This window comes from Luteimicrobium sp. NPDC057192 (assembly GCF_042670205.1).
Taxonomy (GTDB): domain Bacteria; phylum Actinomycetota; class Actinomycetes; order Actinomycetales; family Cellulomonadaceae; genus Luteimicrobium.
On sequence record NZ_JBHUWD010000001.1, the window covers coordinates 68868 to 87736 of the forward strand.

The following is an 18869-nucleotide window of genomic DNA, read 5'->3' on the forward strand; positions in this document are numbered from 1 at the left end:
GAGCAACGCAGCCTCCGTGAGCCGTCAGTCGTTGTCGCCCACCCGGGTGACGAGCTGGGTCGGGTTGACGAACCGCAGCGCGACGATCAGCAGAACGAGCATCGATCCCGTGTAGATGGTCGCCATCGCGTCGACGGACTGGTTGGCCCGGATCCCCGCCGCGAAGACCGCGTTGTAGAGCGTCACGACGAGCGTGGTGCTCGTCGGACCCGCGGTGAGGAACGTCAGCTCGAACATCCCGACCGTCCGGACGAGCACGAGGATGCTCGCCGCGAGGATGCCCGGGACCAGGAGCGGCGTCAGGATCCGCGTGAACACCGCCGTCGTCTTGGCGCCGCACATCCGGGCCGCGGCCTCGATCTTCGGGTCGATCTGCTCGATGAACGGCGTCATCGTGAGGATCACGAACGGCACCGACGGCACGAGGTTCGCCACGATCACGCCCGAGAGCGTGCCCGCGAGGTGCAGCTTGTAGAGCAGGGTGGCCAGCGGGATGCCGTAGGTGATGGGCGGCACGAGGATCGGCAGGACGAACAGCACCATGAGGAGCCGCTTGCCCGGGAACGTCCGTCGCGCCAGCGCGTACGACGCGGGCACCCCGATCAGCACCGACAGGACGATCACCGCGACGGCGACCTCGATCGTCACGAGGAGCACCGACGACAGCCCGAACTGGCTCCACGCGTCGGTGTACCAGTGCAGCGTGAAGCCCTCGGGCAGCCACGTGCCGAACCACTTGGTGCCGAACGAGTCGACGACGACCGACGCGACGAGCGCGACGAGGTTGAGGAAGAAGAACCCGACGACGACCCACAGGACCGCCGTCCACCACGGGCGACGACGGCGCTCCGGGTCCCCGGTGCGCCCGGTCCGCTTCTCGGCTGCGACTGCGCTCATCAGCCCTTCCCTCCCGTCGCGCCGCGGTAGAACATGCTCCGCCAGGCCAGCACGAGGCCGATGACCACGAGCATGACGGCGGCCATGATCATCGCGATCGTGGAACCCATCGAGTAGTCGAACTGCTGGAACGCCGCCTCGTACGCGGCGATGGAGATCACGCGCGTGGACCCGGTCGGGTCGCCGACGAGCTGCGCGGACGGGAACACCGAGAACGCCAGGACGAACGACAGGATGAACGTCATCGTCAGGCCCGGCATGAGCAGCGGGAGCGTCACCTTCGAGAACCGCTGCCAGGCGCCCGCGCCGAGCGTGGCCGCGGCCCGCTCGAGCGACGGGTCGATGCCCGAGATGTAGGACAGCGTCAGCAGGAACGCGAACGGGAAGCCCGTGATCACCAGCGACAGGAACACGCCGATGTAGTTGTGGATCAGCGCGACCGGGTGGTCCACGAGGTGCAGGTTCATGAGCACCTGGTTGAGCCACCCCGTCGGCCCCGCGTACATGAGGAGGCCCTGCGCCGTCAGGACGGTGCCGAGCGCGATCGGCACCACCAGGAGCGTCGTGACGGTGCGCTTGCCCCGGAACCGGCCCCGCATCGCGTAGGCGATCGGCACGGACACGACGACGTTGAGGATCGCCGCCGGGAGCCCGAGCCGGAGCGTCTTCCAGATCGTGTCCCGCAGGTAGGGGTCGGTGAAGAACTCGCGGTAGTTCGCGAGCGCCCCGCCGCCCTCCTGCGGCGTGAACGAGAGCTGCAGTCCGTAGAGGAACGGGTAGACGAACAGCGCGAGGATGAACAGCGTCGCCGGCACGACGAGCCACAGCGTCCGGTCGATGCCCCGCTCCGCGAGCCGGTGCCGCAGCGACGGCCTCTCCCCCGCCGACGGCGCCGCGACCGCGGCCGGGTCGGCGGCGGTCACACGCCCACCTCGTCGAGCGCGGGCACCGGCTCGGGCGCCGCGGCGAACACGAGCACCCGGTCCGGCCGGACGCCGATCCGGACCTTGTCGCCGGGCGCGACCCGCTCGGGGGTGCGGAAGAAGATCTTCCGCCCGGTCGACGTCGCCCCTTCGACCGCGAGCTCGCGCCCGTGGTACTCGGCGACCTCGACGGTGACGTCGAACGCGTTGTCGCTCTCGTCCCCGACGCGGAAGTCCTCGGGGCGGATCGCCGCCACGACGGCGCCCTCGCGGACGCCGTCGCGGTTGGCCCCCGTGAGGCTCAGGTCGGGACCGTCGACCCGGACGCCGTCCGCGTCCGCGCTGACGGCGGCCAGGTCGAGGAGGTTCCGGTAGCCCATGAACCCCGCGACGTACGCGTTCGTCGGCGACTCGTAGACCTCCGGCGGCGTCCCGACCTGCTGCATGACGCCGTCACGCATGACGACGAGCCGGTCGGCGAGCGACAGGGCCTCCTCCTGGTCGTGCGTCACGTACACGGTCGTGAGGCCGAGGTCCTGGTGGAGCCGCCGGATCTCCGTCCGCATCTCGAGGCGCAGCTTGGCGTCCAGGTTGGACAGCGGCTCGTCCATGAGGACGAGGGGCGGCTGCAGGGCGATCGCCCGCGCGATCGCGACCCGCTGCTGCTGCCCGCCCGACAGCTGGCCCGGCATCTTGTGCTGGTGCTCGGCGAGCTGCACCGTCGCCACGGCCTCGTCGACCCGGCGCTCCAGGTCGGCCTTGGGCAGCTTGCGCATCTTCAGCCCGAAGCCGATGTTCTTGCGCACCGTCATGTGCGGGAACAGCGCGTAGTTCTGGAACACCATGCCGAAGCCCCGCTCCTCCGGCTGGAGGGTGTCGACGCGGCGGTCGTCGAGGTGGATCGTGCCGTGCGTCAGCGGGAGGAGCCCCGCCAGGCAGTTCAGCGCGGTGGACTTGCCGCACCCGGACGGGCCGAGGAGGGCGATGAACTCGTTCCCCCGGATCGTCAGCGACAGGTCCGACAGCGCGTGGTGCTTGCCGTAGGAGTGCCCGACGCGGTCCAGGCGCAGCTCCGCGAAGTGCTGCTCGCTCATGTGTGGTCTGCCTTCTCTGGTCTGGCGGCTCAGTGGGTGCTGCCGACGAGCCGGTTCCACTTGTCGAAAGCGGCGACCTGCTGGTCGGCGGGCAGGGACGTCTCGGTCGGGAACTTCGAGATCCAGTCGTCGTACTCGGACCGGCCGTACTGCTCGATGACCTGCTGGCTCTTCTCCGGCGCCATCGAGAGCGTGACGTCCTTGACGGCCGGGCCGGGGTAGAAGTAGCCGTCGTCGTAGGCGATGGCCTGCTGGTCGGGCTTGAGCATCCACTCGACGAGCGCGAGGTCCGCGGCCACGACGTCGGCGTCGAGGCCCTTGGGGACGAGCGCGTACTGGGCGTCGCTGACCCAGTGCATGCCGTCGAACGCTCCGACCTTCATGGTGTTCGGCACGGTCCCGAGGACGCGGGGGTTGATGTCCCAGCCGGTCGTCGACATGACCATGTCGACCGTGCCGTCACCGAGGTTCTTCATCGTCTCGGTCGTGCCCGACGGGTAGTTCGCCGCGTACTTGTTGAGGTCCTGGAGGAACGACCACGTCTTGTCCCAGCCCTTGTCGGGGTCCTTGGGGTCCGTGTCGCCGAGCAGGTACGGGAGCCCCATGAGCCACGTGCGCCCCGGGCCCGAGTTGGCCGGGTTGGCGTACTGGAACTTGCCGGGGTGCGCCTTGGCCCACGCGAGCAGGTCCGCGGGCGTCTTGGGCGGGTCGGTGACCTTGGCGGGGTTGTACTCGAGCAGCGGGCCCGACGGGTAGTACACAACCTCGACGCCGTACCCGTTCGACAGCTTCTGCATCGCGGCCGCCGGCTCCTGGTAGTTGTCCATGAGACCGGGGAAGCGGTCGTCGAACGCGGGCAGGAGCTGCTCGAGGACGTCCGACTTGATGCCCGCCGACAGCCCGTCCGTGCCGCTGAGGACGAGGCTGATGGTGCTGCCGCCGCCCTGCTGCTGGGCCTTGAGCTTGCCGACCATGTCCGGCGCCGGGGCGCTCGTGTAGGTGACCTTCTTGACGATGTCCGGGTTGGCCTTCACGAAGTTCTCGATCATGCCCTTGGTGAGCTGGAGGTTGCCCGCGACGTCGAGGATGTTGAGGGTCACCGGCGACTTCGGCTTCGTCGGCACCGAGGTGGCGCTCGCGTCCTTGGTGTCGCTGCTGGGCGCCCCGCACGCCGTGAGGGCGAGTGCCAGGGCTGTGAGACCGCTCGCTGCGACGAGCGTCGCGCGAGCCTTCCTGCTGCGTGTCATGTCGTCTCTTCCGATCTGTGGGTGCGTCTTTGCGGTGGGCAGCATCCGGAGATCGGTTGTCACTGTGTCGGCGCTGACCAGCCCCGTCATCACAGCGGTTTGTCCGTTCTGGTGGCAAGCGGTTGCCATGTGTTGCCTCGGCGCCTACGGTGCGTGTGCCGACGACGACGCCGGTGCCAGGTCGAAGGGGACCACCATGGAGCGCTCGCCCACCATCTACGACGTCGCGCGCGCGGCGGGGGTCGCGCCGTCCACGGTGTCGCGCGCGTTCTCGCGTCCGGGCCGGGTCAACGCGGCGACCGCGGAGCGCATCCGGACGGTCGCCGAGGAGCTCGGCTACCGCACGAACCCGCTCGCGAGCGCCCTCCCGACGGGCCGGACCTCGATGCTCGCGGTCGCGAGCTCGGACATCACCAACCCGTACTACGCGGAGATCATCCGGGCCGTGCAGAACACCGCCGCCGAGAGCGGGTACACGTGCCTCATCGTCGACGCGCAGGAGTCCGACCGCCTGGAGCGGGCCGAGCTGGACCGTGCGCTGCCCGTGGTCGAGGGGATCGTGCTCGCCGGCTCGCGGATGTCGAACTCGTCGATCCGCCAGATCGCCAAGCAGCGCCCGACGATCGTCCTCAACCGCGACGTGAGCGACGTCCAGCGCGTCGTCGCCGACCACGCGCAGGCCATGCGGCACGCCGTCGACCACCTCCAGGAGCTGGGCCACGACCAGATCACCTACCTGAGCGGACCCGAGGCGGCGTGGGCCGACGGGATGCGCTGGCGGACCCTGCTGTCGCTCGCGACCGAGCGGGGCCTGCACGTGCAGCACCTCGCGCCCCGCTCACCCACCGTCGCGGGCGGCGTCGCCGCGGCGACCGAGTTCCGGCACAGCCCCACTCGCGCCGTGATCGCCTACAACGACCTCATGGCCATTGGTTTCCTGCGGGGCGCGCTCCGGGCCGGAGTGCGTGTCCCGCAGGACGTGAGCGTCGTCGGCTTCGACAACGTGTTCGCAGCGAGCCTCGTCACCCCGGGTCTCACGACCGTCGCCGCGCCGCTGCGGACGATGGGCTCGGTCGCCGTCAGGAACCTCATCGCGGCGATCGGCGGGGCGCCCGCGAACGTGCACACCCCGGTCACGCTCCCGACGCGGCTCGTGGTCCGCGCGTCCACCGGCGAGCGGCGGCCGCGGTCCGCGCGTCGCCACCGGCGTCGCCCGGCGGCGAGCGTCGCGGCCCCCGCCTCCCGGGCCGAGGTGGTCCCGTCGACGACGGCACCCGCCCGGCTCACGTCGTCCTGAGACACTGGGTGGGTGGCAGCCGGCGACCACGTGCAGGCGTGGCGGCCTCGGGTCCCCGGGGTCGCCGAGGTGCTGCACGCCGCCTGGCGTGACCACGCCTACCCGTCGCACACGCACGACACGTGGACGCTGCTCGTCGTCGACCACGGGCTCATCGGCTACGAGCTCGACCGCCACGGGCACGCCGCGCCGCGGTCGGGCGTGACGATCCTGCCGCCCGGCGTCGTCCACGACGGGCGCCCGGCGACGTCGGCGGGGTTCCGCAAACGCGTCGTGTACCTCGAGCAGGGCGCGTTGGCAGGCCGGCTCGTCGGCGCGGCGGTCGACGCCCCCCTCGTCCCGGACGCCACGCTCCGCGAGCAGGTGTCCCGGCTCGACCGGGCGCTCGTCCGGGACGACGACCTGGAGGCGGAGTCGCGGCTCGCGCTCGTCGTCGAGCGGCTGACGTGGCACCTCGCGGGGCGCCCCGACCTCCCGGCGCAGCCCGTGCCCGCCGTCGTCGCGCGCCGCGCACGCGAGCTGCTCGACGACGATCCCGTCGGGATCGGCGGCGTCGCGGCCGTCGCGGAGGCGCTCGGAGTGACGACGGCGCATCTCGTGCGGTCGTTCACGCGCAGCTACGGGCTCCCTCCGCACCAGTACGTCCTCGGGCGGCGCCTCGACCTCGCCCGGCACCGGCTGCTCGACGGCGAGCCGGCCGTCCAGGTCGCGACCGCTGCAGGCTTCTACGACCAGGCGCACCTGACCCGGCACTTCCGCCGGTTCCTCGCGACGACGCCTGGGAGGTTCCAGGCCGGACGGCGCGCAGAGCGCTGACGCCGGGCCGCGGCCGGGGGCCGGGCGACCGGATCAACGGCGTACAAGACGTGACGCCGCGTCGAGACGAAGGATCGTCGGTATGGACCTGCAGCTCGACGTCACTCCGCGCGAGGACCTGCTCACTCCCCCGTTCGCGACCAAGATCGCGCTCGTCGTCCGCGACGACCTCGAGGCGTGGCAGCGGCTCAACGTGACCGCGTTCCTCGCGAGCGGGATCACGGCCGCGAACCCGGAGCTCGTCGGTGCCCCGTACGCCGATGCCGACGGCGGCCGCTACCTCAGCCTGCTCGGCCTCCCGGTGCTCGTGTTCGAGGCTCCGGCGGCGGTCCTCGCGGGGGCGCGCGCCCGGGCCACCGGGCGGGGTCTGGCCGTCGCCGTCTACACGCGGGAGATGTTCACCACCGGGCACGACGCCGCGAACCGTGCCGTGGTGGAGGCGGTGCCGGGGGCCGCGCTCGACCTCGTCGGGCTCGGCGTGCACGGACCCAGGAACGCGGTCGACAAGGTCCTCAAGGGCGCCCGTCTGCATCCGTGAGCTCGTCGCTGCAGCCCGATGTGTACGATCGTACACATGACGACCGACTACTTCACGGGCGACCCCCGCACCCACCGGGAGCGCATGCTCGCGGGCGACCTCTACATCGCTGACGACCCCGAGAACGAGCGGCTCGCCCACCGCGGCGTGCGGCTCGCCGACGTCTACGCGCGCACGTTCGTGGACGACCCCGACGCCGCGCGGCCCGTCCTCGAGGAGCTCGTCGGGTCGCTGGGCGAGGGCGCGTTCATCAAACCCCCGCTCTTCGTCGACTACGGCGAGAACCTGCACGTCGGCGCCCGGACGTTCGTGAACTACAACCTCACCGCGCTCGACGTCGCAGCCATCACCATCGGCGAGGACTGCCAGATCGGCCCCAACGTCCAGCTCCTGACCCCGACCCACCCGGTCGAGCCGCAGCCGCGCCGCGACAAGCTCGAGGCCGCGCAGCCCATCACGATCGGCGACAACGTCTGGCTCGGCGGCGGGGTGATCGTCTGCCCGGGCGTCACCATCGGCGAGAACTCGGTGATCGGGGCGGGGGCCGTCGTCACGCGGGACGTCCCGGCGAACGTCGTCGCGGTCGGCAACCCGGCGCGCGTCGTGCGCGAGCTTGAGCCGTGACCCCGCCGCGGGCGCGGCGCACCGACCCGGGCCGGCGCGACCGCATCGTCGACGCGTGCCTCGACGTGATCGCGACCTCAGGGGTCGCGGGGACCTCGCACCGCGCCGTGGCCGCGGCGGCCGACGTCCCGCTGGGCTCGATGACGTACCACTTCGCCGGCATGGGCGAGCTCCTGCGCGAGGCGTTCACGCGCTTCGCTACCGCGCAGAGCGACGGCTTCGAGGCAGCGATGGCCGCGGCGTCGAACCGCGACGAGGCCCGGGCCGCGGTCGTCGGGCTGGTGACCGGCGACGGCGGCCACCGTGACCTCGTCCTCACGCACGAGCTCTACACGCTCGCGGCGCGCGACCCGGCGTTCCGGGACCTCACCACCGCCTGGATGGCGCGGAGCAGGCGGGCGCTCGAGCGTCACTTCGACCCCGTGACGACGCGCATGCTCGACGCGCTGGTCGAGGGCCTCGCGATGCACCGCGCGCTCGACACCGACCCCGACCACGCCGCGGACGCCACCGAGGCCGTCCGGCGCATCACGGGCTGGCCATAGCTGTACAGAAGGCGGGTCAGGACGCGTACAGGCCCGTGGTGGCGGCCTGGGCAGCCCGCGCGCGCCGTCGCGTCTCGCTCAGGACGACGACGGACAGGTGGGCCGCCGACAGCACCGCGGCCACGAGCACGATCCCCAGCGCGACGTTCTCGTCGTCGCTGACAGGGAAGACGTAGGCGAGCAGCACGGCTGCGGCGAGGAGCACGGCGTTGATGAGCGCCGTGCGGACCATGACCCGCGAGAACCGTCGGGCCGCGGCCGCCGGGTCGTCCGGGGCAGCCTGCGATGCGGTCGTCTCGTGCGGGATCCGCACCTCGCCGTCGGGGTAGAAGGTCACGCGCCGCACAGTACCGCCCCGGCTCGGCCGGCGGAGCAACCGAGCCGCGAGCCCGCGACGCTCGCCGCTATCCCTCGCCCGCGCCCGCCAGCGCACCCGACAGGCGTTCGTGCCGGGCCGCCGAGTCGCCGTTCATGCCGACGATCTCGAGCGTCTTGCCCTTGGCCTCGTACTTCGTGCGGACGGCGTCGAGCGTAGCGACGGTCGACGCGTCCCACACGTGCGCGTCGGACAGGTCGACGACGACGTGCGCGGGGTCGGCGTCGTAGTCGAACTGGTGCACGAGGTCGTTCGACGACGCGAAGAACAGCTCGCCCGTGACCTTGTAGTCGCGGCGGCCGGGGTCCTCGCCGTGGTCGGTGCGGGTGACCGCCGTCAGGTGCGCGACCCGGCGCGCGAACAGGACCATCGCCGTCAGCACGCCGACGATCACGCCGTAGGCGAGGTTCGACGTCGCGACCGTGACCGCGACGGTGAGGACCATGACGAGCGTCTCGGACCGGGGCATGCGGCGCAGCGTGGACGGCTTGACCGAGTGCCAGTCGAACGTCCCGACGGACACCATCACCATGACGGCGACGAGCGCCGCCATCGGGATCCGCGCGACCACGTCGCCGAGCCCCACCACCAGGACCAGCAGGAACACGCCTGCGAGGAACGTCGAGATGCGCGTCCGGGCGCCCGAGACCTTGGTGTTGATCATGGTCTGGCCGATCATCGCGCAGCCGCCCATGCCGCCGAAGAACCCGGTCACGACGTTCGCCACGCCCTGGCCCCACGACTCGCGCGTCTTGTCGGAGTGGGTGTCGGTGACGTCGTCGACGAGCTTCGCGGTCAGCAGCGACTCGAGCAGCGCGACGAGCGCCATCGCGACGGCGTACGGGCCGATGATCCGCAGCGTCTCGAACGTGAGCGGCACGTGCGGCACGAAGAACGACGGCAGCGAGTCGGGCAGCGCGCCCTCGTCGCCGACCGTGGGCACGTGGATCGAGGCCGCGAGCGTCACGACCGTGAGCAGCGCGATCGCCACGAGCGGCGCCGGGACGACCTTGGTCCAGCGCGGGATCAGCACGATCAGCGCGATCCCGACGACGACCATCGGGTACACGGCCCAGGGCACGTGCACGAGGTGCGTGAGCTGGGAGAGGAAGATGAGGATCGCGAGCGCGTTGACGAATCCGACCATCACGGATCGCGGGATGAAGCGCATGAGCTTCGCCGCCCCGACGAGGGCCAGGACGATCTGGATGACGCCCGCGAGGATGACGGTCGCCACGAGGTAGTCGAGGCCGTGCTCGCGCACGACGGGGGCGATCACGAGGGCGACGGAGCCGGTGGCCGCGGAGATCATGGCCGGCCGGCCGCCCAGGAACGCGATCGTCACGGCCATCGTGAACGACGCGAACAGCCCGACCCGCGGGTCCACGCCGGCCACGATCGAGAAGGCGATCGCCTCGGGGATGAGCGCCAGCGCCACGACGAGACCGGCCAGCACCTCGGTGCGGAGCCGGCGGGGCGACCTCAGCGCGGTGCGGACGGACCACGCGACGTCCGCCTCGGGAGGCCCGGGGACGGCCGGGACGGAAGGGACGTCGTCGGCGGCCGAGGGCTGGGGCGCGGCGTTCACGGGGGTGGGCACGTGCCACAACTCTACCCTAACGTGAGGGTAGAGTTGGCCGCGGCACCGGGGACCCCCGGCGGCACGAGAGACTGGCAGGCATGGACTCCCCCACGACGATGCACATCGGCACGGTGGCCGAGCGCACCGGGCTCTCGTTGCGCACGCTGCGCCACTACGACGAGGTGGGGCTCCTGCGCCCGTCGGCGCGCACCGAGGGCGGCTTCCGCCTCTACACCGAGCGGGACGTCGAGCGGCTCCTGCTGATCCGGCGCATGAAGCCGCTCGGCTTCAGCCTCGAGGAGATGGCCGGGCTCCTCGACGTCACCGACCGGCTCGAGGCCGGCGACGCCGAGGAGTCCCTGCGGGCGACGCTCCAGGAGTACGTCGCGTCGGCGACGGAGCGGCGCGCCGACCTCGCGCGCAAGCTCGCCATGGCAGACGAGCTCATCGAGCGCCTCGCGACGCTCTGACGACGGCGGCACCGCTCCCCGTTTCACGCGGTGGCGGGGGCTCCCACCCGGGCCTCGATCCAGCTCAGGACGCTGTCCGCGACCTCGCGCCAGCCGCTGTCGATCGTGAGCGAGTGTCCCCGGTCGGGGAACTCGACGAGCTCCGTGACCGCCGACGAGCCCCGGTACTGCTTGAGCGTCGACCGCGTGATCGACCCGGGGACCGTGTGGTCCTTGCCGCCCGTGATGAGGAGCAGCGGGCCTCGCTCGCTGTTGTCCGTGGCGACCTTGGCCGGCGAGTGGGGCGAGAAGTTCGCGCTCGCCGCCTCGAACAGCGGTTTGCCGGGCGACGGGATGGTCCACGCCTCGAAGAGGGCGTCGGACTCCGCGGGGTCGAGCGCGTTGCCGAAGGAGTAGCGGAACTGGTCCGCGGTCAGAGAGACCGCGCGCTTCTCGTTGGCGAAGTTCTTGAAGACCGGCAGGGTGGCGCGCAGCGACGACAACGGCACCGGCAGGACGCCCTTGATCTGCGCGGCGTCGATCGCGACGCCCGCGATGCCGCGGTTCTCGCCGAGGAGCTTCTCGGTGATCATGCCGCCGAACGAGTGGCCGACGAGGATCGGCTTCGTCTCGAGGCCGTCGATGATGTCCGCGTAGTGGCGGGTGACCTCCTCGATCCCGAAGCCCGCGGCCGACTCGGGGTTCGCGCGCGCCTCCTCGACCGACGGCGGCTCGCCCGGCCAGGGCGGGGCGACGGGCGCGAAGCCGTGCTCGGCGAACAAGTCCAGCCAGGGCTGCCACGACGACGCGGACAGCCAGAGGCCGTGGACGAAGACGACAGGGGTGGGTGACGCGGTCATGAGGACTCCTCGAGTGCAGACAGGCAGAGATGGATGCGTGCCCGAGCGGTGCCGCTCCACGTGGCGCGGCCCGTGTCGAGGACGACCGCCGATCGCTCGGTCGGGGGCCACGTGAGGCGCCGTCTTTCGTCCGGCTCTAGCGTCATGCCATGGACCTCGATCTGCACGGCAGAACGGCACTCGTGACCGGGGCGAGTCGCGGCATCGGGCTCGCGATCGTCCGACGTCTGCTCGAGGAGGGGATGCGGGTGGTCGCCGTCGCGCGGCACGCCCCTGACGACCCGCCGTCCGGCGACGTGCGGTTCGTGCCGGCCGACCTGTCCACCGCCGACGGCCCGCTGGTGCTCGTGGACGCCGTCGGCGAGCGCCTCGACGTCCTCGTCAACAACGTGGGGTCCGCGCCGCCCCGCCCCGGCGGGTTCGCCAGCATCGACGACGACGCCTGGCAGCAGACCCTCGACCTCAACCTCCTCGCCGCCGTCCGGGTGACGCGCGCGCTCGTCGGGCGGATGCCGTCCAGGGCGGCGATCGTCAACGTGGTCAGCGAGAACGCGATGCTCGCCGACCCCCTCGTCATGGACTACAGCGCGGCCAAAGCCGCCCTGCTGAGCTGGACGAAGTCGCTGTCCAAGGAGCTCGGGCCCGCGGGGATCCGGGTCAACTCGATCAGTCCCGGCCCCGTCGCCACCGACCTGTGGCTCGGCCACGGCGGCGTCGCCGACACCGTGTCCGCGGCCACGGGCGCCACCGCCGACGACGTCCGCCGCGGCGCCGAGCAGTCGATGGTCACCGGGCGCTTCACGCAGCCGGGCGAGGTCGCCGACCTCGCGGCGGTCCTCGCGAGCCCGAGGTTCGCGAACCTCACCGGCGCGGACGTCGTCATCGACGGCGGGCTGCGCCAGACCATGTGACCCACGCGTGGACGAGACGGGCACCGACCGGCCGGCGCCGAAGCCCGCCTGGTACGCGGACGCGCCGGTCCTGCGGGCGTTCGTCGTCGACGCGAACGACGGCATCGTCGCGACGGCCGGTCTGCTGGAGGGCTTCGCAGGCGCCGGGGCGTCGGACTCGGTGCTCGTGCTCGCCGCGTCCGCCGCGACCATCGCCGGCTCCCTCAGCATCGGCGGCGCGCGGTGGGCAGAGGAGGCCGCCGAGCGCGACGCCGAGCTCGTGCTCGCCGCGGAGGAGGCCGCCCAGCTCGCCGCCAACCCCGACGACGAGATCGCCGAGCTCGCCGCCTACTGGGAGGGCAAGGGCCTCACCCCGGACCTCGCGCTCGAGGTCGCGGGCCAGCTCAGCGCCAAGGACGCCCTCGCCGCCCAGCTCGAGTCCGAGCACGGGATCGACGCCATCCCCACCCGGGCCTCGACCGTGCGCGCCGGCGCGCTCGCGGCCGTGTCGTTCCTCGTGGGTGCGGTCGTCCCGCTGCTCGTGACGCTCCTCGTGCCCGTCACCCTCGAGGCGTGGGCGATCGTCGGCGCCGTCGTGCTGTCGCTCGCCCTCACGTCGCTGGTGGCCTGGCGGTCCGGGCACCTGTCGTTCGGCCGCGTCGTCGCGCGGGCCCTCACCGTCGGTGTGGGGACCGTCGTCGTCGGCTACGTCGCCGGCCACTTCCTGCTCTGAGTCCCGTCGACGACGACCAGCGGCCCCTCGTCCGGCGTCGGGACCTCGAATCCGTCCAGGTACGAGAGCGCCTGCGCGCGCGAGACGACGACGTCGTTCCCCGACGTGTGCCGCCGGCCCTCGAGCCGCGACAGCACGACGGCGCGCGGCGTGCTCAGGTAGTGCACGACGGGCGCGACGCCGCAGGGCGCGAGCACCGCGCGATACGCGTCGCGCTGCGCCCGCGACCAGAACGACGTGTCGACGACGACGTCGTCGCCCGCACGCACGTGCTCCACGAGCCGGCGCTGCAGGTCGGCGTGGACCACCGCGGTGACGTCCGGCGGGAGCGGGTGGTCGCGGTGCCCGAGCCGCCACGCCTCCTCGTCGAACGACAGGCGCACGTAGCCGTCGCCCTCGAGTCGCAGCGCATGGGTGGACTTCCCCGCCCCCGCCGGTCCGCACACGAGGACGACGCGCGGCGGCTCGGCCGAGGACGGGACGACGGTGGCGGTCACCGCCCCATCGTCCCGTACCCGGCCGCGCGCTTCCGCCACGGGCGTCAGTGCAGCCGCGGGTCGTCCGCGTGCACGTGCTCGACGGTGCGGGCGAGCGCGAGCATCGCGTCGAGGGACTTCACGGGAGCGGCCAGCTGGTAGACGGCGCCGTCCTGGATCCACGTGAGACGGGCACCGCCCTCGCCGGACGGCGACCACGCCGCAAGCGTGCCGTCGAAGTCGACGAGAGCGTTGCCGCGCGACGCGATCCGCGCCTCGATCGGCTCGATCGCCGGAGTCGTCACCGAGAGGTACCGGTACTTCGGGCTCGGCACCTCGTACATGCCGGTGCCCTGGGTGACAGAGGTGCTCCCTCCCCCGTCGTACTGCACCTCCCACTGGTACGAGGGCTTCGTCCCGACGGCCGGGTCCGTCGTCGGAGCGGACCGATAGCCCTTCGGGACGCTCGACGTCTCCAGGGCGCCGCCGTCGTCGAACCGGAGCGCGTCCAAGAGCCGCACCGTCGTGGCCTGCGGCAGTCCGTCCGCGACCGCGAACCACCGGATCCCCGTGTCGTCGACCCAGGTGATCCGCTGCCGAGGGCGGTCGCCGTTCTTCCAGGACAGCGCGGAGGCCGAGGCCCCCCGGACGGAGAACCTGACCGCGTGGTCGTCGGTCTCGATCCCCCGGAGCTCGTCGTCCGCCGCGACGTCCCGGTACACGTTGACGCCCGTGGTCCTCGAGCTGTCGTACACGACGGCGTTGGCGACGGCCGTCGGGCACCGGCGCGGCGACTCGTAGGCGCCGACGTAGTCGGGTGCGACGTCGACGTCGAGCAGGCCGAGCGCCGAGCTGATCGGGCTGGTCGCCCACGCCTCGCGCGGGACCTTGACCGCGTCCATGTCCTCGACGACGGGCGACGCGCACCTCCCGTCCGCGGCTGCGGCCGCCGGGAGCAGGCCCGACGAGAGCGGGCCGGTCGGCGCGAACGGATCGCCGGCGGTCCGGGAGCCCGGCCAGAACGCGTGCAGGTGCGGGGGCAGGACGATCGCACCGCCGGTGAGCGCGACGGCGACCGCACCCGCGAGCGCCACGCGGCGGACGTGCCGGGTCTTCGTGGACCTCCGACGCCGACCCGCGACCTCTGGGGTCGTGCGGAGCCCGCGCTCGAACGCTGCGAAGGCGGCGGCGAGCCCGTCGGGGTCGACGGAAGGTCGGGGAGCGAGCGCAGCGATGCGCTCGAGCGGCTCGGGAGTCATCGGGCACCTCCGGGGGAGACAGGGGAGATCGTGGACGCCGCCGGCGCGGGGACAGGGTCGGGGTCGCCGTCGAGGAGCTGGGCGAGGCGGTGCCGGGCACGGGTCAGCCGGACGTCGAACGTCCCGACGCGGCACCCGGCGGCTGCCGCGGCCTGGTGGCGGCTCAGGCCGTCCCAGGCGACGAGCAGCAGCGCCTCGCGATGCTTCTCGGAGAGCTGCGCGAGCGCGAGGACCATGTGCTCGCGCTCCGTCAGGGTGACGTCCGCGCCGGGGCTGACCTGTCGGTCCGCCACGCGGCCGAGCCGCTGCTCGAGCGCGACGGCGCGCTTCGCCGTCCGGAACTGGTGACGGATCACGTTCCGGGCGACGCCGAGGAGCCAGGGGACGACGTCGTCGGGCACCTCGGCGCTGCGCCTCCACGCGACGAGAAAGGTCTCGGAGAGCACTTCCTGCGCCGTGTGCGGGTCGACGTGCCGGAGGGCGTAGGCCTGGACGCGCGGAGCGTGGGCGTGCCACCACGCGACGACCCGCGCCTCCGCGTCGCTGCCGGCCGGTCGTTCGGGCGGGGGCACACCGGCCCCTGGGGAGTCGCTCATACCTGGTAGTGCCCGGACACGCGCCGGAACTTACCGCGCGCCCGGGACCTTGTGCGGACGCGCTCGAATGTGCTGCAGTCAGCAGGCGTCGTACCGGTACCCCGGCTCGCCGGGTGCGACGAGCTCGCGGTCCCGCAGGATGGTCAGCGGGGCCCGGTCGGTCGACCTGCAGACGTCGGCGAACGTGAGCCCGGCATCGTGGAGCGAGTCGGGATACTCGATCTCCAGGACATGCCTGCCGTATACCGCGGTGTACGCGTCGCACTCGTCGTACGCGGCGCACTCCTCGGTGACGGCGAAGTCGAACCCGAGCCGGCGCGCGGCTGGGGCGAGCTCCGCCGCGTTCTTCTGCGCGACGGCCAGGCCGGCCCCGTGCGCCAGGTCGGCGTAAGCCCGCGCGAGCGCCAGCGCGCCCGCCTCGTCCACGGCGTCGAACCGCGTCCAGGTGTCGAGGTTGTCGAGCTCGACGGCGTCGAACCCGTCGGCCGCGCAACCGCGCACGACGGGACCGAGGATCGCGAGGATCCCCCGCCGCTGGGCGGCGGTGGACGGGTCGAGGACGTACTCGCCGGGCCAGTCCGGGTCGACGACCAGCGAACCGTCGTCCCGGTGCAGCAGCAGGTCCGGGTGGGCCTGCCACTGGGCACGTTCGTCGGGCTGCGTCTGGAAGCCGTTGACGTAGCAGACGTTGTACGCACCGGTCAGCGGGCGGGCCGTCGCGTCCCGCTCCACGACGTCGACCCGCGTCGTCGACCCGTCGACCGTCACCGTCGGGGACGTGCCGCCGAGCTGGTAGTCGAACACGCCGGACGTCGGAGGGAGGGCGATCGCCGGCGTCGAGGGCGCTCGGTCCGCCACCGTCCCGCACCCGCCGAGCGCCAGCGCAGCCGTGACGACGAACGCGGCGATCCCGTGACGCATCACGCGACCGCCCGATCGTCGGGATGCAGGGTCCAGAGGCCGAGGCACCTCCCAATCGTCCCGGAACGACAGGCTCTACCGGGCTCTCCCCGCCAGACCGGTCGCCTCGACGACCGCCTGGTTCACCGTGCGTGAGTGCCGTGGCCCCAGGCCACGCGGCGTCCTGCCGCCCCTGGACTCACCTGTTACGTTCGTCCAATGCTCAGCTGGGTCGACGCGCTCCGAGACCGCACCCGATGAGCACGGCGGCCGTCGTCGGCGGGGGCCCAGCGGGCCTGGTCGCAGCCGAGCTGCTCGCCCGGGCGGGCGTGACCGTGACGGTGTTCGACCGGATGCCTTCGGTCCCCCGCAAGTTCCTCCTGGCAGGTCACGGCGGCCTGAACATCACCCACAGCGAGGACCGTGACGCCTTCTTGCGGCGGTACGGGCGCTCGGCCGACGTGCTGGCACCGATGCTCGACCGGTTCGGTCCGGCGGACCTGCGCGCGTGGTGCGACGGGCTGGGCGAGCCGACGTTCGTCGGGACCAGCGGGCGGGTGTTCCCTCGATCGTTCCGGGCGAACCCGCTGGTCCGGGCGTGGCTCGCGCGACTGGACGAGCTCGGTGTGCGGATCGAACGGCGACACCGCTGGACGGGTTGGGCCCAGGACGGTGGGCTGCTCTTCGCGGAGGACGGCGGCGCGGAGCGCACGATCACGTCCGACGCCGTGGTCTTCGCACTCGGGGGCGCCTCGTGGCCGCAGCTCGGCTCGGACGGCGAGTGGGTCGTCCCGTTCGCCGAACGCGACGTCACCGTCGCGCCCCTGCTGCCCGCCAACGTCGGCCTCCGCGTCGCGTGGAGCGAGATCTTCGCCGACCGCTTCGCCGGCACCCCGCTGAAGAACGTCGCACTGACCGTCCGAGGGACCGGCGTCCCGGCGGCCCGCGGTGACGCGATGACCACACGGACGGGGATCGAGGGCGGGCCCGTCTACGCGATCGGGGCCGCGATCCACGACGCCCTCGCACGCGGGCGGTGCGTCCTCGAGATCGACCTGCGACCCGACCTGAGCGTCGACGAGCTCACCGTGAGGCTGCGACGGCGGCGCCCGAAGGACTCCGTCGCCAACTGGTTGCGCCGCTCGGTCGGTCTTGACGCCGTCGCCGTCGCGCTCCTGCGCGAGACGGGCAGCCTCCCGAGCGAACCCGAGGCGATGGCCGACCTCATCACCTCCGTGCCCGTCCAGGTCGACGCGACCATGCCCATCGAGCGCGCGATCTCCACCGCGGGCGGGATCGCTTGGTCGGAGGTCGACGACACGCTCATGCTGCGGCGGATCCCGGGCACCTTCGTCGCGGGCGAGATGCTCGACTGGCAGGCGCCGACGGGCGGCTACCTGCTGCAGGCGTCGTTCAGCACCGGCGTGGTCGCGGCGCAGGGGGCGCTGGCCTGGCTCGACAGCGCTCGGTAGCCGGCCGGACGGTCCATCGGTCGCGACCGTCGAGCGTTCGCCGCCCCGCTCCAGCCACCTGAGCTCACGAGCGTCTAGCGCTCCGTGCCGAGCTCGCTCGCTGCACGCAGGATCCATTTCCGGAACTCGACGGCGAAGTGCTCCAGGTGCTGGTCGATCACACCGGGCGAGCACGTCGCCGGCAGGGTCACGGACAACCGGGCGGTGAAGCCGTCGGGCTCGTCCTCGAAGGCGTTAGCGATCGATCCGATGACCGTCCCGTCGGCGAGGAGCATGTGTGACCGGCGAGCAGACGGGGCGCCCGCACCAGGAAGCTCCTGCTGGCGGGTGCGGCTGTCGTCCCAGGGGCGCATGAAGAACGAGCACACGTACTCGTCGAGGGTCTCGACGATGTTCACGTCCTTCCCCGGCTCGGCGTGGATCGACCAGTGCTCCGGGTGACCGGCGAGCATCACGTCCTCGCGTGCGAACGCAGCCCCGAGCCAGGCGCCGAACTCTGCCGAGGTGATCCCGCGCGCGCGGAGGGTGGTCGTGCCCGTTGCCTCCTCACCGGCCGACCGGTCCAGGTGTCCGCGGAGGAACGCCTCGCCGGCCGCGATCTCCTCGTCCAGCAGCTCCAGCAGCCGTTCCCGCCCCAGCTTGCGCTTGAGGAGCTCCAGCGCCCGGCGGGCGGAGAACAGCTCGAACTCGTCGATGGTCGAGTCGGTCTCCTCGCCCGCCAGGCGGACGGTCGGTGTGGTCGTCACGTCGGTCCTCACTTCTCACGGACCGGGAGCTGCAGGTACGAGGGGTGGTCGCCGCCCGTGTGGACGACGTGCGTCCCGGCGTTCGCCCCCACGTACTCGCGGATGGCCGGCATGAGCGTGCCGAGCAGGTTCGGCGTGATGGTGTGTACGCGGATGAACAGGCGCCCGTGGTGAGCGCAGGTGTTCCGCACGAGGTTCAGCGCCTTCAGCCAACTTGTCAGTTGCGGAGCGAGGAGCCCGCACGCGTCGGCAACGGCATCCTGGACGTGCGGTGAGGCGAACCCGTAGAGATAGCTCAGGGCTCCCCAGTCGAGAAGCTGCTGCGCGTCATCCATACCCTCGTGTCTCGTCGAGATTCCGCTGTGTCGCCCGTCGTCGTCTGCGCCAGAGCGACCCGACGCGGTGCATGCGTGCTGAGAGGCGCACGCCTTTCCCGGCGCCCCGCAGGCAGCCTTTCACCCACCTGTGGCCGGACTGAGGGGAAGATGCGCGATATGGTGCTCGGCTGGCGTCGAGCGCGCCACGCCGAGGGTTGCCTCGTGTCTGCAC

The 18869-nt window shown here is 72.3% G+C and carries 22 protein-coding genes; 9 read left to right on the plus strand and 13 right to left on the minus strand.

What is annotated here, in order from left to right; all coding sequences use genetic code 11:
- Positions 1-24: 24 nt before the first annotated feature.
- The 4 genes from ACFT5B_RS00385 to ACFT5B_RS00400 are packed head-to-tail and all read right to left on the minus strand — an operon-like array spanning position 25 to position 4161.
- Positions 25-897: an ABC transporter permease gene (locus ACFT5B_RS00385; protein ID WP_386795990.1), complete on the minus strand. Its 873-nt coding sequence runs from the start codon at positions 895-897 to the stop codon at positions 25-27.
- Entirely contained in the window at positions 897-1820 is a 924-nt protein-coding gene (locus ACFT5B_RS00390; RefSeq protein ID WP_386795991.1) for an ABC transporter permease, read from the minus strand. The genes ACFT5B_RS00385 and ACFT5B_RS00390 overlap by 1 nt, the downstream gene beginning before the upstream one ends.
- On the minus strand, positions 1817-2914 hold the full coding sequence (locus ACFT5B_RS00395; RefSeq protein WP_386795992.1) for an ABC transporter ATP-binding protein: 1098 nt from the start codon (positions 2912-2914) through the stop codon (positions 1817-1819). Before ACFT5B_RS00395 ends, ACFT5B_RS00390 begins: the two co-directional genes overlap by 4 nt.
- A 29-nt stretch (positions 2915-2943) precedes the next feature.
- Positions 2944-4161 carry an ABC transporter substrate-binding protein gene (locus tag ACFT5B_RS00400; RefSeq protein WP_386795993.1) on the minus strand — a complete coding sequence of 406 codons (1218 nt, stop codon included), beginning with the start codon at positions 4159-4161 and terminating at the stop codon, positions 2944-2946.
- Between the two features lie 196 nt (positions 4162-4357).
- Between ACFT5B_RS00400 and ACFT5B_RS00405 the strand changes: the two genes are divergently transcribed.
- The 5 genes from ACFT5B_RS00405 to ACFT5B_RS00425 all read left to right on the plus strand — a co-directional run bounded on the left by ACFT5B_RS00405 (position 4358) and on the right by ACFT5B_RS00425 (position 7981).
- Complete coding sequence (locus ACFT5B_RS00405; RefSeq protein WP_386795994.1) at positions 4358-5458, plus strand: LacI family DNA-binding transcriptional regulator; 1101 nt, start codon at positions 4358-4360, stop codon at positions 5456-5458.
- A 12-nt stretch (positions 5459-5470) separates the two neighbouring features.
- Positions 5471-6274 (plus strand): AraC family transcriptional regulator, encoded by an 804-nt coding sequence (locus ACFT5B_RS00410; protein ID WP_386795995.1) that lies wholly within the window; start codon positions 5471-5473, stop codon positions 6272-6274.
- Positions 6275-6356: 82 nt separating this feature from the next.
- Positions 6357-6812 (plus strand): DUF2000 family protein, encoded by a 456-nt coding sequence (locus tag ACFT5B_RS00415; RefSeq protein WP_386795996.1) that lies wholly within the window; start codon positions 6357-6359, stop codon positions 6810-6812.
- Between the two features lie 36 nt (positions 6813-6848).
- Positions 6849-7436: a sugar O-acetyltransferase gene (locus ACFT5B_RS00420; protein ID WP_386795997.1), complete on the plus strand. Its 588-nt coding sequence runs from the start codon at positions 6849-6851 to the stop codon at positions 7434-7436.
- The gene (locus ACFT5B_RS00425; RefSeq protein ID WP_386795998.1) at positions 7433-7981 is read left to right on the plus strand and encodes a TetR/AcrR family transcriptional regulator; all 549 of its coding nucleotides are present in this window, start codon (positions 7433-7435) and stop codon (positions 7979-7981) included. Before ACFT5B_RS00420 ends, ACFT5B_RS00425 begins: the two co-directional genes overlap by 4 nt.
- Positions 7982-7997: 16 nt before the next feature.
- Here ACFT5B_RS00425 and ACFT5B_RS00430 read toward each other — a convergent pair whose 3' ends face one another.
- The gene (locus tag ACFT5B_RS00430) at positions 7998-8318 is read right to left on the minus strand and encodes a hypothetical protein (protein ID WP_386795999.1); all 321 of its coding nucleotides are present in this window, start codon (positions 8316-8318) and stop codon (positions 7998-8000) included.
- A 67-nt stretch (positions 8319-8385) separates the two neighbouring features.
- The gene (locus ACFT5B_RS00435; RefSeq protein ID WP_386796000.1) at positions 8386-9957 is read right to left on the minus strand and encodes a SulP family inorganic anion transporter; all 1572 of its coding nucleotides are present in this window, start codon (positions 9955-9957) and stop codon (positions 8386-8388) included.
- A gap of 80 nt (positions 9958-10037) precedes the next feature.
- Between ACFT5B_RS00435 and ACFT5B_RS00440 the strand changes: the two genes are divergently transcribed.
- The gene (locus tag ACFT5B_RS00440; RefSeq protein WP_386796001.1) at positions 10038-10409 is read left to right on the plus strand and encodes a MerR family transcriptional regulator; all 372 of its coding nucleotides are present in this window, start codon (positions 10038-10040) and stop codon (positions 10407-10409) included.
- Between the two features lie 23 nt (positions 10410-10432).
- On the opposite strand, the gene ACFT5B_RS00445 is transcribed toward ACFT5B_RS00440, so the two are convergent.
- Complete coding sequence (locus ACFT5B_RS00445) at positions 10433-11248, minus strand: alpha/beta hydrolase (protein WP_386796002.1); 816 nt, start codon at positions 11246-11248, stop codon at positions 10433-10435.
- A 149-nt stretch (positions 11249-11397) separates the two neighbouring features.
- Here ACFT5B_RS00445 and ACFT5B_RS00450 point away from each other — a divergent pair, with 149 nt between their 5' ends.
- Positions 11398-12159, plus strand: coding sequence for an SDR family oxidoreductase (locus ACFT5B_RS00450; RefSeq protein ID WP_386796003.1), 762 nt, complete (start codon positions 11398-11400; stop codon positions 12157-12159).
- A gap of 7 nt (positions 12160-12166) precedes the next feature.
- Positions 12167-12871: a VIT1/CCC1 transporter family protein gene (locus tag ACFT5B_RS00455; RefSeq protein WP_386796004.1), complete on the plus strand. Its 705-nt coding sequence runs from the start codon at positions 12167-12169 to the stop codon at positions 12869-12871.
- Here ACFT5B_RS00455 and ACFT5B_RS00460 read toward each other — a convergent pair.
- From ACFT5B_RS00460 to ACFT5B_RS00475, 4 genes are all read right to left on the minus strand, one after another.
- Positions 12844-13368: an AAA family ATPase gene (locus ACFT5B_RS00460; protein WP_386796005.1), complete on the minus strand. Its 525-nt coding sequence runs from the start codon at positions 13366-13368 to the stop codon at positions 12844-12846. The genes ACFT5B_RS00455 and ACFT5B_RS00460 overlap by 28 nt on opposite strands.
- A 44-nt stretch (positions 13369-13412) precedes the next feature.
- Positions 13413-14606, minus strand: a complete 1194-nt coding sequence (locus ACFT5B_RS00465) for a hypothetical protein (RefSeq protein ID WP_386796006.1) — start codon at positions 14604-14606, stop codon at positions 13413-13415.
- Entirely contained in the window at positions 14603-15202 is a 600-nt protein-coding gene (locus tag ACFT5B_RS00470; protein ID WP_386796007.1) for an RNA polymerase sigma factor, read from the minus strand. Before ACFT5B_RS00470 ends, ACFT5B_RS00465 begins: the two co-directional genes overlap by 4 nt.
- 78 nt (positions 15203-15280) lie before the next feature.
- Positions 15281-16123, minus strand: coding sequence for an endo alpha-1,4 polygalactosaminidase (locus ACFT5B_RS00475; protein WP_386796008.1), 843 nt, complete (start codon positions 16121-16123; stop codon positions 15281-15283).
- 236 nt (positions 16124-16359) lie between these two features.
- Between ACFT5B_RS00475 and ACFT5B_RS00480 the strand changes: the two genes are divergently transcribed.
- Positions 16360-17574 carry an NAD(P)/FAD-dependent oxidoreductase gene (locus tag ACFT5B_RS00480; protein ID WP_386796009.1) on the plus strand — a complete coding sequence of 405 codons (1215 nt, stop codon included), beginning with the start codon at positions 16360-16362 and terminating at the stop codon, positions 17572-17574.
- Between the two features lie 74 nt (positions 17575-17648).
- On the opposite strand, the gene ACFT5B_RS00485 is transcribed toward ACFT5B_RS00480, so the two are convergent.
- Together ACFT5B_RS00485 and ACFT5B_RS00490 are read right to left on the minus strand one after the other, a co-directional pair.
- Positions 17649-18320 carry a hypothetical protein gene (locus ACFT5B_RS00485; RefSeq protein ID WP_386796010.1) on the minus strand — a complete coding sequence of 224 codons (672 nt, stop codon included), beginning with the start codon at positions 18318-18320 and terminating at the stop codon, positions 17649-17651.
- Positions 18321-18328: 8 nt separating this feature from the next.
- Complete coding sequence (locus ACFT5B_RS00490) at positions 18329-18655, minus strand: Abi family protein (RefSeq protein ID WP_386796011.1); 327 nt, start codon at positions 18653-18655, stop codon at positions 18329-18331.
- Positions 18656-18869: the final 214 nt, after the last annotated feature.

Excerpts from the sequence above, each read along its gene's own strand:
- ACFT5B_RS00385 (WP_386795990.1), bottom strand. The coding sequence starts at position 897 with ATGAGCGCAGTCGCAGCCGAGAAGCGGACCGGGCGCACCGGGGACCCG.
- ACFT5B_RS00395 (WP_386795992.1), bottom strand. The coding sequence starts at position 2,914 with ATGAGCGAGCAGCACTTCGCGGAGCTGCGCCTGGACCGCGTCGGGCAC.
- ACFT5B_RS00400 (WP_386795993.1), bottom strand. The coding sequence starts at position 4,161 with ATGACACGCAGCAGGAAGGCTCGCGCGACGCTCGTCGCAGCGAGCGGT.
- ACFT5B_RS00405 (WP_386795994.1), top strand. The coding sequence starts at position 4,358 with ATGGAGCGCTCGCCCACCATCTACGACGTCGCGCGCGCGGCGGGGGTC.
- ACFT5B_RS00415 (WP_386795996.1), top strand. The coding sequence starts at position 6,357 with ATGGACCTGCAGCTCGACGTCACTCCGCGCGAGGACCTGCTCACTCCC.
- ACFT5B_RS00420 (WP_386795997.1), top strand. The coding sequence starts at position 6,849 with ATGACGACCGACTACTTCACGGGCGACCCCCGCACCCACCGGGAGCGC.
- ACFT5B_RS00440 (WP_386796001.1), top strand. The coding sequence starts at position 10,038 with ATGGACTCCCCCACGACGATGCACATCGGCACGGTGGCCGAGCGCACC.
- ACFT5B_RS00445 (WP_386796002.1), bottom strand. The coding sequence starts at position 11,248 with ATGACCGCGTCACCCACCCCTGTCGTCTTCGTCCACGGCCTCTGGCTG.
- ACFT5B_RS00450 (WP_386796003.1), top strand. The coding sequence starts at position 11,398 with ATGGACCTCGATCTGCACGGCAGAACGGCACTCGTGACCGGGGCGAGT.
- ACFT5B_RS00465 (WP_386796006.1), bottom strand. The coding sequence starts at position 14,606 with ATGACTCCCGAGCCGCTCGAGCGCATCGCTGCGCTCGCTCCCCGACCT.
- ACFT5B_RS00470 (WP_386796007.1), bottom strand. The coding sequence starts at position 15,202 with ATGAGCGACTCCCCAGGGGCCGGTGTGCCCCCGCCCGAACGACCGGCC.
- ACFT5B_RS00475 (WP_386796008.1), bottom strand. The coding sequence starts at position 16,123 with ATGCGTCACGGGATCGCCGCGTTCGTCGTCACGGCTGCGCTGGCGCTC.
- ACFT5B_RS00480 (WP_386796009.1), top strand. The coding sequence starts at position 16,360 with ATGAGCACGGCGGCCGTCGTCGGCGGGGGCCCAGCGGGCCTGGTCGCA.
- ACFT5B_RS00490 (WP_386796011.1), bottom strand. The coding sequence starts at position 18,655 with ATGGATGACGCGCAGCAGCTTCTCGACTGGGGAGCCCTGAGCTATCTC.